11 protein-coding genes are annotated in these 14,661 nt (G+C 63.7%); 8 read left to right on the top strand and 3 right to left on the bottom strand.

Annotated elements, in window-relative coordinates; translation table 11 throughout:
- The first annotated feature begins 446 nt into the window (after nt 1-446).
- From IYW40_RS19815 to IYW40_RS19800, 4 genes are all read left to right on the top strand, one after another.
- On the top strand, nt 447-1,703 hold the full coding sequence (locus tag IYW40_RS19815; protein WP_246720920.1) for an N-acetylmuramoyl-L-alanine amidase: 1,257 nt from the start codon (nt 447-449) through the stop codon (nt 1,701-1,703).
- A 378-nt stretch (nt 1,704-2,081) separates the two neighbouring features.
- Nucleotides 2,082-4,487 carry a penicillin-binding protein 1A gene (locus tag IYW40_RS19810; protein ID WP_196401946.1) on the top strand — a complete coding sequence of 802 codons (2,406 nt, stop codon included), beginning with the start codon at nt 2,082-2,084 and terminating at the stop codon, nt 4,485-4,487.
- A gap of 302 nt (nt 4,488-4,789) precedes the next feature.
- Entirely contained in the window at nt 4,790-5,596 is an 807-nt protein-coding gene (locus tag IYW40_RS19805; RefSeq protein WP_196402233.1) for an enoyl-CoA hydratase, read from the top strand.
- Between the two features lie 457 nt (nt 5,597-6,053).
- On the top strand, nt 6,054-6,494 hold the full coding sequence (locus IYW40_RS19800; protein ID WP_196401945.1) for a DUF1036 domain-containing protein: 441 nt from the start codon (nt 6,054-6,056) through the stop codon (nt 6,492-6,494).
- Between the two features lie 8 nt (nt 6,495-6,502).
- On the opposite strand, the gene ccmB is transcribed toward IYW40_RS19800, so the two are convergent.
- Entirely contained in the window at nt 6,503-7,174 is a 672-nt protein-coding gene (ccmB, locus tag IYW40_RS19795; protein ID WP_196401944.1) for a heme exporter protein CcmB, read from the bottom strand.
- Nucleotides 7,171-7,836 carry a heme ABC exporter ATP-binding protein CcmA gene (gene ccmA / locus IYW40_RS19790; protein WP_196401943.1) on the bottom strand — a complete coding sequence of 222 codons (666 nt, stop codon included), beginning with the start codon at nt 7,834-7,836 and terminating at the stop codon, nt 7,171-7,173. The genes ccmB and ccmA overlap by 4 nt, the downstream gene beginning before the upstream one ends.
- A 231-nt stretch (nt 7,837-8,067) precedes the next feature.
- Between ccmA and IYW40_RS19785 the strand changes: the two genes are divergently transcribed.
- From IYW40_RS19785 to IYW40_RS19770, 4 genes are all read left to right on the top strand, one after another.
- Nucleotides 8,068-9,306 carry an aminotransferase class I/II-fold pyridoxal phosphate-dependent enzyme gene (locus IYW40_RS19785; protein WP_196401942.1) on the top strand — a complete coding sequence of 413 codons (1,239 nt, stop codon included), beginning with the start codon at nt 8,068-8,070 and terminating at the stop codon, nt 9,304-9,306.
- Nucleotides 9,307-9,374: 68 nt separating this feature from the next.
- The gene (locus IYW40_RS19780; protein ID WP_196401941.1) at nt 9,375-10,586 is read left to right on the top strand and encodes a hypothetical protein; all 1,212 of its coding nucleotides are present in this window, start codon (nt 9,375-9,377) and stop codon (nt 10,584-10,586) included.
- Nucleotides 10,583-11,578: a fatty acid desaturase gene (locus IYW40_RS19775; protein ID WP_196401940.1), complete on the top strand. Its 996-nt coding sequence runs from the start codon at nt 10,583-10,585 to the stop codon at nt 11,576-11,578. Before IYW40_RS19780 ends, IYW40_RS19775 begins: the two co-directional genes overlap by 4 nt.
- Nucleotides 11,579-11,581: 3 nt before the next feature.
- Nucleotides 11,582-12,229 (top strand): sterol desaturase family protein, encoded by a 648-nt coding sequence (locus IYW40_RS19770; RefSeq protein ID WP_196401939.1) that lies wholly within the window; start codon nt 11,582-11,584, stop codon nt 12,227-12,229.
- A 146-nt stretch (nt 12,230-12,375) separates the two neighbouring features.
- Here IYW40_RS19770 and ligA read toward each other — a convergent pair whose 3' ends face one another.
- Nucleotides 12,376-14,493, bottom strand: a complete 2,118-nt coding sequence (gene ligA, locus IYW40_RS19765) for an NAD-dependent DNA ligase LigA (RefSeq protein ID WP_196401938.1) — start codon at nt 14,491-14,493, stop codon at nt 12,376-12,378.
- Nucleotides 14,494-14,661 lie beyond the last annotated feature (168 nt).

Genomic DNA, 14,661 nt, shown 5'->3' with positions numbered 1-14,661 from the left:
CAAGAGCCCATGTTTTTAGCGAAGCTGCGCCCTGCCGCGCGGACATGCCACACGGAGGAATCGCCTGCTCTCGCGCCTATCACGGTCCTGGCCATGAGATCGTCAAAAAACCTTTCGCGCCGCCACGTGGCGGCGACCAAACGTCACGACCTGCACGGGGCGGCGTAACGGAAAGCAACTGTCCGAAATTCTGTTGGCTCGACTTGACGGCCGCATATCGCGGAGAATATCGCGCCGCAGAATTCGCAGCTGTTTCCTTACATATCGGTCGACGTAGGCCGGCGCAAGCGCCGGCTCGGCTATTCACCGAAAAATTCGTGGAGAAAGGTCCCGGAGCTGACGGCTTTCAGATAAGCTAACGATACGTTAACGGCGCTCCTCCAAAATCGACAATTGCCGGATCGAAGCGCCGCGCGAATCTAGGGACGAACATGAGGAGGACAGCTTTGCGCGCAGGGACGCCGCCACCGTTCATCGCCATGGCGGCTGCGCTCCTCGCGGCTCTGGGCGGGCTCGCGCGGCCCGCCGCGGCCGAGGACCCGCAGAAGGAAATCTCTGCGCTGACCGCCCGCATTGAGGCGCTCCCCGATCGTTCCCGCCTCCTCTTCGATCTCACCGGCCTGCCGCCGGTGACCGCGCATTCTGTGGCGAACCCGCCGCGCATCATCGTCGATTTGCCCGAAGTGCTCTTCCGCATGGAGGCGAACGCCGGCCTGTCTCCAGGCGACAAGCTCATAAAATCATACCGTTATGGCATCTTCGCGCCGGGACGCTCGCGCGTCGTGATTGATCTCGCGGCGCCCGCCAAAATTCTCAAGGCGGACAGTGAGGCGACGGCGGGGGGACCGCGGCTCGTCATCGAGCTCGCCCCGACCAGCGCCGGGCATTTCGCCGCGACTGTCGCCGAACAGGCGCGCCTGCAGCCCGCAGAGCCGCCGAAACTGCCAGCGACGGCCGCCAAAGCGCCAACGGACAAGCCCATGGTGGTCATCGATCCGGGCCATGGCGGCGTCGATATGGGCGCGACCTCCAAGCACGGCGAAATGGAAAAGGACGTCGTGCTCGAGTTCGCGCGCACGCTGCGGGACAAAATCCAGGAAACCGGCCGCGCCCGCGTGCTTTTGACCCGCGACCACGACATGTTTCTCCCGCTTGCCGAGCGGGTGCGAATCGCTCGCGAAAACAATGCTTCCCTGTTTGTCTCAATTCACGCGGACACGCTCGCCGCGTCCCGCGTCGAGGGCGCGACCGTGTATACCGTCTCCGAGCGCGCGTCGGACGCCGAAGCGGCGCGGATGGCGGAGAAGGAGAATCTCGCGGATCAGGCCGCCGGACTAGAAAGCAAGGCGGACGCCGAAGAGGTCGGCGACATATTGTTCGAACTCACGCGGCGCGAGACCCGCGCCTACAGTCGCCAGTTTTCGCATTCGCTGATCTCATTTTGGAGGGAAGTCGGGGCGCTGAATAAAAATCCGAGCCGCTCGGCCGGTTTCGTTGTGCTCAAAGCCTTCGACGTTCCCTCCGTGCTGCTCGAACTCGGGTATCTCTCGAGCGAGAAGGATCTATCCCGGCTGACGTCCCAGGACTGGCGCGAGCGCGCCGCGCAGAAAACCGCCGAAGCTGTTGACGCCTTTATCAGCGCGCGTAGCCGTGAAGCGCGGGCCCCCGCCGAAGCGCCCTCGGGCGCGGCGCGCCCACAATAAAACACAAAATCACGGCACATGAAGACAGTCGCGACGCACGATCGCCCGCGCGTCGCAGCCGCCGAAGCACGAGAAACGCAGACGCGGCGTCACATACTTGCGGATAGGCGCTTCTCGCGTCGCGGCAATTCGTGACCGGCGACGATCGCCGTCAAACGCGCCGGGAACCGGCGCCGGGAATTCGCCGAACGGTGGAATGATCCAAAACGGGCGTTGTTAAAGAAAATGACCCCGGAAAGTGCGATCGCTCACTATATCTGAGCTGAACGAGTCGCTTTCGCGCGCCGGCCAGGCTCAGGCGCCCGCCGTCGCGCAACGGACTTTGGCATTAGAAACATAGCCGACGCCAGCCGCCGGCCGCTCCAAGGGTGAGATTTCATGCGAATGCTCGCAAGGTTTTTGGGCTTCGTCTTCGCGACCGCGACGATCGTCTTCCTCATCGGTGCGATCGCCGGGTCCGGGCTGATCTATTATTTTTCCAAGGATCTGCCCGACACGGCCCAGCTGCGCGACTACGAGCCGCCAGTGACGACGCGGTTGCACGCCGGCGACGGTTCGATCCTCGCCGAATATTCGCATGAACGCCGCCTGTTCCTGCCGAGCTCCGCCATTCCGCAATTGGTGAAGCAGGCGTTCATCTCCGCCGAGGACAAGAACTTCTACAACCACGTCGGCGTCGACCCGGAAGGCGTGATGCGCGCCGTGACGGTGCTCGCCCAGGGCGGCCGCCATGTGCAAGGCGCCTCAACCATCACGCAGCAGGTCGCCAAGAACTTCCTCGTCGGCAACGAGCGCTCGATCGAACGCAAGATTCGCGAAGCGCTCGTCGCCTTCCGCATCGAAGCCGCCTATCCCAAGGACAAGATTCTCGAGCTTTATCTCAATGAGATCTATCTCGGCCTTGGAAACTACGGCGTCGCCGCCGCCGCGCTCAATTATTTCAACAAATCGGTCAATGAGCTCACGCTCGCAGAAGCGGCCTATCTGGCGGCGCTTCCAAAGGCGCCGAGCAACTACAATCCGTTTCAAAACCGCGAGCGCGCCCTCGAACGCCGCAACTACGTCATCGATCGCCTGATCGCCGACGACTATGTCACCGCGGAAGAAGGCGCAAAGGCGAAAGCGGAACCGCTCGGCGTCAATCCGCGCGTTCTCTCGCCCAACACTTATGTCGCCGGCTATTTCGCCGAGGAAGTGCGGCGTCAGCTGCTGGAGCAACAAAGCGAGAAGAAGCTCTACGAGGGCGGCCTTTCGGTTCGCACGACGCTCGACCCGAAGATGCAGGCCTGGACAAGAAAAGCGCTGGCCGACGGTCTCGTTCGCTTCGACGAGGCCCATGGCTTCCGCGGCGCGATGAACCACATCGACATCTCCTCCGATTGGGGCGTGACGCTCTCCGCTATTCCCGCGCTTGGCGACGTCAAGCCATGGCGCCTCGCCGTCGTGCTCGATGTGACCGGCGACGCCGCGCGCATTGGTCTTCAGCCGGGACGCGAGAAATCCGGCGAAGTGGCGCGCGAACGCGAGACCGGCCTTCTACCGGCCGAAGGCATGCGCTGGAGCGGCCGCACGCCGCGAACCGCTTTGACGACGGGCGACGTGATCTACGTCGAGCCGCTCGCGGGACGCGCCGGCCAATATCGTCTGCGCCAGATCCCCGACATCTCCGGCGCGATGGTGACCATGGACCCGCATACGGGCCGCGTCTTCTCCATGGTCGGCGGCTTTTCCTTCGACCAGTCGTCATTCAATCGCGCGACTCAGGCGTTGCGCCAGCCCGGCTCCTCGTTCAAGCCCTTCGTCTATGCGACGGCGCTCGACAATGGCTATACGCCGTCGTCGTCCATCCTCGACGAGCCGATTTCCATCCAGCAGGCGGACGGCACCTATTGGACGCCGGAGAATTTTGAAGGCGGCCACGGCACCGGCGCGCATCCGCTGCGCTACGGAATCGAGCATTCCAAGAACATGATGACGGTGCGTTTGGCGAAAGACGTCGGCATGCCGCTCATCGCCGAATACGCCAAACGCTTCGGCGTCTATGACGAGATGACGCCCTATCTCTCCATGGCGCTCGGCGCCGGCGAAACGACGCTGCTCCGCATGGTCACCGGCTATTCGATGCTGGCGAATGGCGGCAAGCGCATCAAGCCCACGCTGATCGACCGCATTCAGGATCGCTGGGGCAAGACGCTCTACCGCCATGATGAGCGTCAATGCATCGGCTGCGACTCCGCCAAATGGGAGAATCAGCTCGAACCGAAGCTGATCGACAAGCGCGAACAGGTGCTCGATCCGCTCACCGCCTATCAGATCACCTCGATCATGGAAGGCGTGATCCAACGCGGCACCGGCGTTTCGATCAGATCGGTGGGCAAGCACCTTGCCGGCAAGACCGGCACGACGAACGACGCGAAAGATCTCTGGTTCATCGGCTTTTCGCCCGATCTCGCGGTCGGCGTCTTCATCGGCTACGATCGGCCGCGCTCGCTCGGCAGCCACGCCCAGGCCGCGCAGTTCGCCGCGCCGATCTTCCGTGACTTCATGACGGTGGCTCTGAAGGACAAGCCCGATACGCCGTTCCGCGTGCCGCCGGGGATCAAGCTCATTTCCGTCGACGCGCATTCGGGGCTGCGTTCGTCGGGAGGAGGCACGATTCTCGAAGCCTTCAAGCCGGGGACGGCGCCGCCCGACTCCTACTCTGGCGGCGGCGGCCCGCGTCAGCTCGATACGCCGCATGACGTGGATCAGCAGGTCGGCAGCGGTACCGGCGGCCTCTACTAAATCGCGCACGGCGGCCGGGCGATCGGTTGAAGGGCTTCCTCATCCTGAGGAGCGTGCGCAGCACGCGTCTCGAAGGACCAGGAAGCCCGTTTTCGCGCATTTTTCCTCACCCTCGTGCTTCGAGACGGCTCATTCGATCTCGGGCCTGCCCGAGATCGACATTAAATTCGCAAGTCTGGTAAACCCGACTTGCGGAGCCTCCTCAGCATGAGGGCGAGAAAAACAATCATTCACCCGATTCCCCTGAGCGCGGCGGCCGGATACCTTTGGTTTCCCGCCGCCGGACTTATATGCTCGAAGCGATGACCCTGGACGCCGAAACAACCGCGCGCGTGACGCTGGAGACCACGGCTGACGTCGCGATCCTTACGCTGAACAGCCCCGCCTCGCGTAACGCCTTATCTCTCGCGATGATCGACGCCCTCTCCGGCCGTCTCGACGCGCTTGCGACCCACGACGACGTTCGCGTCGTCGTGCTGCAGGCGGAAGGCCCCGCCTTCTGCGCCGGGCATGACCTCAAGGAGCTGACGGCGCATCGCAACGATCCCGACCGAGGCCGCGCCTTCTTCGATAGGACGATGCGGGCCTGCTCGGCGCTGATGCAGAAAATCGTGACGCTGCCTCAGCCGGTCGTTGCGGCTGTCGATGAGATGGCCACGGCCGCCGGCTGCCAGCTCGTCGCGAGTTGCGATCTCGCCGTTGCGGGTCCGCGCGCGCGCTTCTGCACGCCGGGCGTTAACATCGGCCTTTTCTGCTCGACGCCGGCCGTGGCGCTCTCGCGCAATGTGGCGCCAAAGCAGGCGATGGAGATGCTGCTCACGGGCGTTCCCATCAGCGCCGAGGAGGCGCTGCGCATCGGCCTCGTTAACCGCGTGTCAGCCGATGGCGCGCGGATCGGCGCGCTGGCGCTGGCGCGCCTCATCGCCGAAAAATCTCCGCAGGCGATCCGCTTCGGCAAGAGGGCTTTCTATGCTCAGAGCGAGAAGCCGCTTTCGGACGCCTATGAGCTGGCGAGCGCGGTGATGGTCGAGAACATGCTGGCGGAAGACGCCAAGGAGGGCGTGGCCGCGTTTCTGGAGAAGCGCGCGCCCACATGGGCCGAAAAGTGAGAACCGGCCTTATACGCTACTAAAAGTCGCGCCGATCAACGAGCGGCTCATGGCGATCGACCCAGGCGAAGCAGGCCCGCAAAGCCGCAGGCTGATGAAGAGTTGGTCGCGGCATATGCCGAGCGCGCAGCTCTCGGCTGCGCTGCGACGCTAATCTTTCTTGTGCCTCTCTCAGCTAACCGGACGAGGCGCCGGACGCTATTTCGATCTTAAATGAATGTTCTCCGCGCGTGACCTGTTTCGCTCGGCGCGTCATTTTTGAAGGAAGAGAAAAATGTCCAGATTGCGCAATCGCGTCCTGCATCTGGCGCTGCTCCTCGCGCTCGCGATCGCCTTCACGCTCGCCGCTTTTCCGGCGCGCGCAAGCTGACGGTCGAGCGCCGGCGCTCGCGTCAATTGCTTGAGCAAGGGCTATTGGCTCTATCGCAATTTCAAAGCTCATTTTTGGAGAGGTGAGATGAATGTTTTTCGTCTTTCGATCGCGCTCGCCGTCGCATCCTGCGCCTTTACGCCGCCCGCGAAGGCGGATTTGACCGTCTGCAACAGAACGCCCGATCAAGTCACCGTTGCGTCCGCCTGGGTGAGCCCGAGCGGCGGATTCACGTCGGAGGGATGGTGGAAGCTTCGCGCCTGCGGCGGCTGCGAAAGAGTCGTCCTGCGCAGCGAAACGTCCGATCCGCATAACTACTTCTTCTATGCTCACGGCGGCGGCAGGGAATGGCGCGGCGACTCAAATTTCTGCACGACGTCGGGGGCGTTTAAGATCGGCAACGCCAAGCGCTGCGTGTTTGGACGACGCGGCCAGATGAAGAACTTCGTTCATGTCACGAGCCGCAGCGGCAATCATACGCACAGCCTGACCGGCCGTTCGAACAGCGGCCGCGTGTGCATTGATTGAATCGCGACCTATTCGCCGAGATAGCGTAGCGCCGCGGCGGCCGCGAAGGGGCAGAGCGCGAGAGCGGCGAGCGTGATCGCGCAGAGAATCGCGAAGGGCGCGTAGAAGGGCACGGCGCCGCCGCTCGCCGCCTCGGCGGCGGAGACGCCGAAGATCAGCACAGGAATCGTCAGCGGCAGGACGAGCAGCGCCATCAGCAGGCCGCCGCGTCGCACGGTCACCGTCGCCGCCGCGCCGATGGCGCCGATCAGCGTGAGCGCCGGCGTGCCGACAAGCAGCGTCGCGACGACGCCGAGAAGCGCCATGGCCTCCTGTTGCAGCATCAGCCCCAGAAACGGCGCGGCGATGACAAGCGGCAGGCCGGTCGCCGCCCAATGCGCCGCGCATTTGACGAGCACCGCCAATTCGAGCGGGGTCTCGGAAAGATGGAAGAGATCGAGGGAGCCATCCTCGGCGTCGGCCTGAAACAGCCGATCGAGACAGAGCAGCGTCGCGAGCAGCGCCGCGATCCACTGGATCGCAGGCCCGATGCGAGCTAGGAGATTGGGGTCGGGCCCGACGGCGAAGGGAACGATCGCGACGAGCGTCAGGAAGAAGACGACGCCCATCGCGCCCGAGCCGCCGATGCGGCGCGCGACGCGCCATTCGCGCAGAAAAAGCGCGGCGAGCGGAGAACTCACGAGGCGCCGCCCAAGGCAAGCGAGGCCGCTTCATCGAGCCCCAGCGGCTCATGCGTCGCGGCGACGATCAATCCGCCGTGGGCGCAATGATCGCGCATGGCCACGGCGAATTTCTCGCGTGAGGCGCGGTCGAGCGCGGTCAGCGGCTCGTCGAGGAGCCAGAGCGGCCGAAAGGCGACGAGGAGGCGCGCCAATGCCGCGCGACGCTTCTGGCCGGCGGACAGCACGCCGAATGGCGCAGCCGCGACATGGCCGAGGCCGACGATCGCGAGGGCGGCGTCGATCGTATGGCTGCGCGCGTCCGGCTCTCGAGCGAGATAGCGCGACCAAAAATCGAGGTTCTCCTCGATCGTCAACGCCGACTTCAAGCCATCGTTATGCGCAAGATAATGCGCCTGCTGCGGCAGTTCGACGTCGGGCGGCCCGCCTTCGAGAGCGATCGAGCCTCCCGCGCGCGGCAGGAGTCCCGCCAAGGCCCGCAGCAGCGTCGATTTCCCGGCGCCGTTGGGGCCCGTCACGATCAGCGCCCGGCCGGCGGAAAGCGAAAAGCTCACGCGATCGAGAACGCGCCTGCCCCCGCGCAAAACGCCGAGATTGTCGACGCAAAGACGTAAAGCGCCATCGACGGGCGGCTGAACGGGCTGGGACACATCGATCGACATGCGCTCCGCATAGAGCTTTGCGATCGACTCCGCCAGACGGGGCGGACAGATAGCCCCCTTGACGAGGGCCCCTCCGCTCGCGCCTCAAGCGCCCCGCCCTGCCCCCGGCCGCGCCGCTGGCGCAGACGGGACGGGAATGCTAAGCAGCGGAGACCCTTTCTTGGACGCTCAGCGGCCCAAGTTCTCGCCAATAGCGCGCGGCGCGCCCGTTATTCAGGGATTGCCCAGTAAGTGACGAAGCATAAGAGCTTAGAGGATTACGCGGCAAGGCGATTCCGTTTTGCTGGCAACGCTTTGCTGGAGTTCAGCGACCCGTTCTTCGCCCAGATCGACAGGCTGCGGGCCGAGTTCGAGGCGCAGGGCAAGCATTTCGTCAGCTTCGCCAATTACGATTATCTCGGGCTCGCGAATCACCCGCGGATTCGCGAGGAAGCAAAGCGCGAGATCGACGGTCTCGGCATCGGCGCGCTGGCCTCGCGGCTCGTCGGCGGCGAACGCACCACGCACAAGCCGTTCGAGGCGGAGATCGCCGAATTCCTTGGCATGGAAAGCGCGCTGACGCTCGTCTCCGGCTATCTCTCCAATGTGACGACGATCGCCTGGCTGATGAGCGGCAAGCGCGACGCGATCTTCATCGACGAACTGGCGCATAACAGCATCGTCGCCGGCGCCGACGGCGCGCCGGCGCAGGTCGTCAAATTCCGCCACAACGATTTGGATCATCTCGAACATCTGCTCGCGCGCCACCGCGAGGAATACCGCAACGTCCTGATCGTGGTGGAGGGCGTCTACAGCATGGACGGCGACACCGCCGACCTGCCGCGGCTCCTCGCGATCAAGGAAAAATTTCAGGTCTGGCTTCTCGTCGACGAGGCGCATTCGCTCGGCGTGCTCGGCGCGACGGGCCGCGGCCTCGCCGAACATCAGGGCGTCGACCCTGCGCGCATCGACCTCATCGTCGGCACCATGTCGAAGACGCTGGCGTCCTGCGGCGGCTATGTCTGCGGCAAGAAGCAGGTCATCGACTGGTTCCGCTATACGCTGCCGGGCTTCGTCTACAGCGTCGGCCTGTCGCCGGTCATTCTCGCCGCCGCGCGCACCGCCCTGCGACTGATGCAGGAAGAGACCTGGCGCATCGCCAAGCTCGCGGACAACGCCGAGGTCTTCCGCACCGTCGCGCATGAAGCGGGATTCTCGACCGGGCCGGCGATCGGCCGCGGCGTCGTGCCGATCCTGTTCTCGAGCGACGTCGAGACCATGTGGGCGTCGCAGCATCTGCTGGAGAACGGCTATTACGTGCCGCCGGTGGTGCGTATCGGCGTGCCGAAGGACGGGCCGCGGCTGCGCTTCTTTTTCTCGGCGAACCACAGCGAAGCGGAAATTCGCGGCGTCATCCAGATGCTGCGCGACATGCCGCCCGTGACGGAAGAGGCGCATCAGATCGTCGCCGCGGCGATGGCCGGCGGATAGGCCATTCGCCATATCCGCGTCACTTTGACGCTTTCGGTTAATGCCGACTTGCCGCTAGGACTAGCATCATGGCGCGGATCGAGATTCTTCCGGTCGACGGCCCTTTTCGCTTTGCGACCTTCTGCAGGCTGCCGCGATTGCTCTATGCCGGCGCGGAGGGCTTCGCGCCGCCGCTCGACATCGAGCGCTGGAGCGTCTTCGCGCATAAGCTCAACCCGCATTACAAGCTCGTCGAGGAACAGAAATTTCTCGCGCGGCGCGACGGCGAATGGGTCGGCCGCGTCATGGCGCAGATCTACAAGCCCGGCGTCACGCCGGTCGGCGCCTCCAATGCGCAATTCGGCGCGCTCGACGCAATCGACGATATCGAGGTCGTGCGCGCGCTGACCCAGGCCGCCGAGGACTGGCTGCGCGCCAAGGGCGCGGAGCGGATCAACGGACCGTTCTCGCCGTCGATCAACAGGGAATGCGGCGTGCTCGTCGATGGCTTTGACGCCACGCCGATGTTCCTCACGCCCTGGCATCCGCCCTATCTCTCGCGCCATATCGAGGCGCTGGGGTATGAGAAGGCGCAGGACCTCTTGTCCTTTCGCTTCGAAATTTCGAACGACGAGAGCGACAAGCCGGCGCGCATTTCAACGCGGCGCGAATGGCGCGATCGATTGAAACTCCGGCCGTTGAACGTGAAGGCCTTGAAGCAGGGCGAGACCGCGCTGATGGCCGAGTTGTTCAACGACGGCTGGAGCGGAAATTGGGGCTTCGTGCCCTTCACCAAGGAAGAATTCGACTCCGACGCCGATTCGCTGCAATTTCTCGTGCCGGAGGATTTCGGCATCGTCGTCGAGCTCGACGGCGTTCCGCAGTCATTCGCGATCGCGCTTCCCAATCTCAATGAGATTTTGGCCGATCTCAACGGCCGTCTGTTCCCCTTCGGCTGGGCGCGCGCGTTCAAGCGCTTCCGCTCGCATCAGTTCAAATCGGCGCGGCTGTTGCTGCTTGGCACGCGAAAGACGCTGCAAAGAAGCGCGACCGGCGGCGCGATCTTCCTGTCGCTGGTCGAAGAGATGCGGCGGCGCCACGCGAAAATCCGCGTTCCGCATCTCGAAGCGGGCTGGGTGTTGGAAAGCAACGCCGACATGCGCCGACCGATCGAAATGTTCGGCGGCAAGGTCGACAAGATTCACCGCATCTATGAAAAGCGCCTCACGGTCGGCGGTGGCGAGGCGATGCGTATGCGCGACGGCGTCACGGCAACTCAGCTACAGGATGCAACGTCATGAATGGCATATCCGTCACCGCCAATGGCGCCGACCGCTCGCATGTCGAGCGGCGCAAGCTGATCCTCGAAAAATATCCGCAAGTGCGCGAGCTTTTCGGCAAGGACCCGGTGACCTTCAAGATCACGGCGGCGATTTTCGTCGGTCAGCTCGTCATCGCCGCGATTTTGGGGTCGCTCGGCCTCTCCTATTGGTGGCTGTCGCTGTTGATGGCGATCTGCGTTGGCGCCTTCGCCAATCACGCCAATTTCGTCATCATCCACGACGCCATCCACAATTGCGTCTTCGCGAGCCCGCTCGCCAACAAGTGGACGGCGATCCTCGCCGATCTTCCCAACGCCTTTCCGACCGCGATGGGCTTTCGCTGCTACCACATCAAGCATCATTCGCATCTGTCGGCCTATGACTATGACGCCGACATTCCGAGCCGCTGGGAGGTCGAATGGGTCGGTAACAGCGCCTGGCGCAAGGCCGCGTGGCTCTTCTTCTTCCCCGCGATCCAGCTTGCGCGCCTGTCGCGCCTCAAGGGCACGGTGCCGATCTGGGGAACCTGGACCTATATCAATACCGCCGTCATCGCCGTCTTCGATCTTTTCGTGCTCTGGGCCTTCGGGCCGAACGCCCTGCTCTATCTTTTCTTTTCCTTCTGGTTCTCGGTCGGCGGCCTGCATCCGTTGAGCGCGCGCTGGCTGCAGGAGCATTTCGCCTTCGGCCCCGACCAGGGCACGTTCGACTATTACGGGCCGCTCAATACGCTCGCGCTCAACATCGGCTATCACAACGAACACCACGATTTTCACGAGATCCCGTGGAACCGTTTGCCGGAGCTGAAAGCGATGGCGCCGGAGTTCTATGACGATCTGCGTTGCCATCGCTCCTGGGTGGCGCTGCTCGTCACATTCATCTTCGATCCGACCTATTCGCTGGGAACGCGGTCGGAAAATGTGACGCAGGCGGCGGGGCGCGAAGCCCCCATCGTCGCGCCGGCGGAGTAGCCCATGTCTCAGGACGCAAGAACGGAAGCGCTCGACGCTTCGCCCCGCCTCTTCGAGAGCGATCTTCTCGATAAGCTGTCGCGCGTGCATCATTTGACGCCGGTGATCGTCTATTGCCCGATCATTCTCGGCCTGGTGATCTATTCGCTCACCTTCAACAGTCTGACGCTCGTCTTATTGGGTCTTGTCGTCGGCTATCTCGGCTGGACGCTGACCGAATATTTCGGTCATCGCTATCTCTTCCACACCGTGTTCGCGCTGCCGTTCGGGCTTGGACCGCGCTTCCAGTTCCTCATCCACGGCGTGCATCACATCTATCCCAACGACCCGCTGCGGCTCGTCATGCCGCCGTTGCTCTCGGCGCCGATCATGCTGATCGCGCTCGTCTGCGCCCGCGTGCTCTTCGGCGCGACATTCGCCTGGCCGGCGCTCGCCGGCTTCATCTTGGGCTATGTGATCTATGATTGCGTGCACTACTGGACGCATCACGGGCAGCCGAAATCCGAGTTTGGCCGCTTAGTGAAACGCCTGCACATGCTGCACCATTTCCGCGACGCCGAGAAAGGTTTCGGCGTTCACGCGATCTGGTGGGACTATGTGTTCGGCACGGCCTATCGGAAAGACGAGACCCCCGGCACGCGCGCGGTTTGAGGCGCGCTCTTTCAGCCGTCATGCCCGCGCTTGTCGCGGGCATCCACGTGACGCCGCTACGCACATCTGTCAGCGTTTACGCATCCTCTCGGCGTGGATGGCCGGGACAAGCCCGGCCATGACGGGCTAGTGATCAGCTGGGATTGTCACCCCTGCCCGGTCCGCTTAAACCACTCGTCTTCGCTGATCACCTCGATCCCCAGCTCCGCCGCCTTTTTGAGCTTCGAGCCAGCGCCGGGACCGGCGACCACGAGATCGGTTTTCTTCGACACCGACGCCGCGACATGCGCGCCGAAACGCTCGGCCTGCGCCTTCGCTTCATCACGCGTGAGCCGCTCCAGCGCGCCGGTGAACACCACGGTCTTGCCGGAGACGGGCGAGGTGGACGCCACCGCCGGCATCGGCTCCAGCGTGACTTGTTTTAAAAGCGCATCGAGCTCACGCTCATTATGCGGCTCAGCAAAAAAATCGTGCAGCGCTTCGGCGACAACGGGACCGACGCCATCGATCGAATCGATGCGGGCCCGCGCCTCACCGCCGGGCGCCGCGTCGCGCGCCGTCTCGCGCAGCGACTCGAAGTCGCCGAAATGGCGCGCCAGCCGGCGCGCATTGGTTTCGCCGACATGGCGCATCCCAAGCGCAAAGATGAAGCGATTGACCGGAACGCTTCGGCGCGCCTCGATCGCCGCAAAGAGGTTGCGCACCGAGGTTTCGCCATAGCCCTCGCGCTCCGCGAGTCGCGGCGACATCTGCGCTTCGCGCTCGGGAAGCGCAAAAATATCGGAAGCGGTCTTGATGAGCCCTTCATCGTAGAAAAACTCGATCTGCTTGTCGCCGAGCCCCTCAATGTCCATGGCGTTGCGCGAGGCGAAATGCTTTAGGCGCTCGATCGCCTGCGCCGGACAGACAAGCGAACCCGTACACCGGCGCACGACATCCGCTTCGCCGGTCTTCGCGTCGATCTCGCGCAACGCCGCGGAGCCGCAGCGCGGGCACACGTGCGGAAATTGATAGGGCTTCGCGCTGTCCGGGCGCTTCTCCGTCACCACGGCGACGATCTGCGGAATCACATCGCCCGCGCGCTGCACGACCACCGTATCGCCGATGCGAATATCCTTGCGCGCGATCTCATCTTCATTGTGCAGCGTCGCGTTCTGCACGACGACGCCGCCGACCGTCACGGGCTCGAGCCTCGCGACCGGCGTCAACGCGCCCGTGCGACCGACCTGAATCTCGATATCGCGCAAAATTGTCGTGGCGCGTTCAGCAGGGAACTTGCCCGCGACGGCCCAGCGCGGGGCGCGCGAGACGAACCCGAGCCGCTCCTGCAGCGCGATGTCGTCCACCTTGTAGACGACGCCGTCGATGTCATAGCCGAGCGTCGCGCGTTGCGTTTCGATCGAACGGTAATGCGCGAGCATGTCCTCCGCGCTCTCGCAGAGCGTCGTCAGCGGATTGACGGGCAGCCCGTAACCACGCAGCGCCTCCAGCACGCCGATTTGCGTCTTCGCGGGCAGCGCGGACGTCTCGCCCCAACCATAGGCGAAGAAATGCAGCGGCCGAGATGCTGTGATCTTCGGATCGAGCTGTCGCAGAGAACCAGCGGCGGCGTTGCGCGGATTGGCGAAGAGAGTCTTGCCGCACTCCTTTTGCCGCATGTTGAGCGCAGCAAAATCCTTATGCGTCATATAGACTTCGCCGCGCACTTCAAAAACGTCGGAATGATCGCCGCGCAGCCGTTGCGGAATCTCGTCAATCGTTCGCACATTGGCGGTGACGTCTTCGCCCTCATAACCGTCGCCGCGCGTCGCCGCCTGCACGAGATGGCCTTTCTCGTAGCGCAGCGAACAGGACAGCCCGTCGATCTTCGGCTCGAAGGTGAAGCGCAGCGGGCTTTCTCCCAGGCCGAGAAAGCGGCGCACCCGCGCGACGAATTCCAGGACCTCTTCATCCGAGAAGACGTTGCCGAGCGAGAGCATCGGCACGGCGTGCTTCACTTTGGCGAATTTTTCAGAGGGCTTGGCGCCGACCGTCTTCGTCAGCGACTGCGCAGTGGCGAGCTCGGGGAAAGCTTTTTCCAATTCCTCGTAACGCAGACGCAGCGCGTCATATTCGGCGTCCGAAATCGTCGGCGCGTCTTCGCGGTAATAACGGCGATCATGCGCCGTGAGTTCTTCATGCAGCCGCGCATGTTCGGCGCGCGCTTGGAGCGGCGTCAATTCCTCGACAGAAGCAGGATGGGCGTGAGAAGGCTTTTTGGTCATGCAGCGAAACGGTTCAATGCGTCATACAATTGCCGTTTGAACTGCTCGCGCGTCATTCCCGACGCGCGTCTTGCGCGCGATCGGGAATCCAGAGCAAACCCAGCGTTCCTGGATCGGCTCTGGATTCCCGGTCAGGCCTTCGGCCTGCCGGGAATGACAAGCCCAGCG

Origin of the sequence: Methylocystis sp. H4A (assembly GCF_015709545.1) — a bacterium.
Classification (GTDB): domain Bacteria; phylum Pseudomonadota; class Alphaproteobacteria; order Rhizobiales; family Beijerinckiaceae; genus Methylocystis; species Methylocystis silviterrae.
Note: the sequence above shows the minus strand (reverse complement) of the source record. Positions and strands in the feature narration are given on the sequence as shown.

What these genes read in the sequence shown, in the direction of transcription:
- IYW40_RS19810 (WP_196401946.1), top strand. Translation starts at nt 2,082, where the DNA reads ATGCGAATGCTCGCAAGGTTTTTGGGCTTCGTCTTCGCGACCGCGACG.
- IYW40_RS19805 (WP_196402233.1), top strand. Translation starts at nt 4,790, where the DNA reads ATGACCCTGGACGCCGAAACAACCGCGCGCGTGACGCTGGAGACCACG.
- IYW40_RS19800 (WP_196401945.1), top strand. Translation starts at nt 6,054, where the DNA reads ATGAATGTTTTTCGTCTTTCGATCGCGCTCGCCGTCGCATCCTGCGCC.
- ccmA (WP_196401943.1), bottom strand. Translation starts at nt 7,836, where the DNA reads ATGTCGATCGATGTGTCCCAGCCCGTTCAGCCGCCCGTCGATGGCGCT.
- IYW40_RS19780 (WP_196401941.1), top strand. Translation starts at nt 9,375, where the DNA reads ATGGCGCGGATCGAGATTCTTCCGGTCGACGGCCCTTTTCGCTTTGCG.
- IYW40_RS19775 (WP_196401940.1), top strand. Translation starts at nt 10,583, where the DNA reads ATGAATGGCATATCCGTCACCGCCAATGGCGCCGACCGCTCGCATGTC.
- IYW40_RS19770 (WP_196401939.1), top strand. Translation starts at nt 11,582, where the DNA reads ATGTCTCAGGACGCAAGAACGGAAGCGCTCGACGCTTCGCCCCGCCTC.
- ligA (WP_196401938.1), bottom strand. Translation starts at nt 14,493, where the DNA reads ATGACCAAAAAGCCTTCTCACGCCCATCCTGCTTCTGTCGAGGAATTG.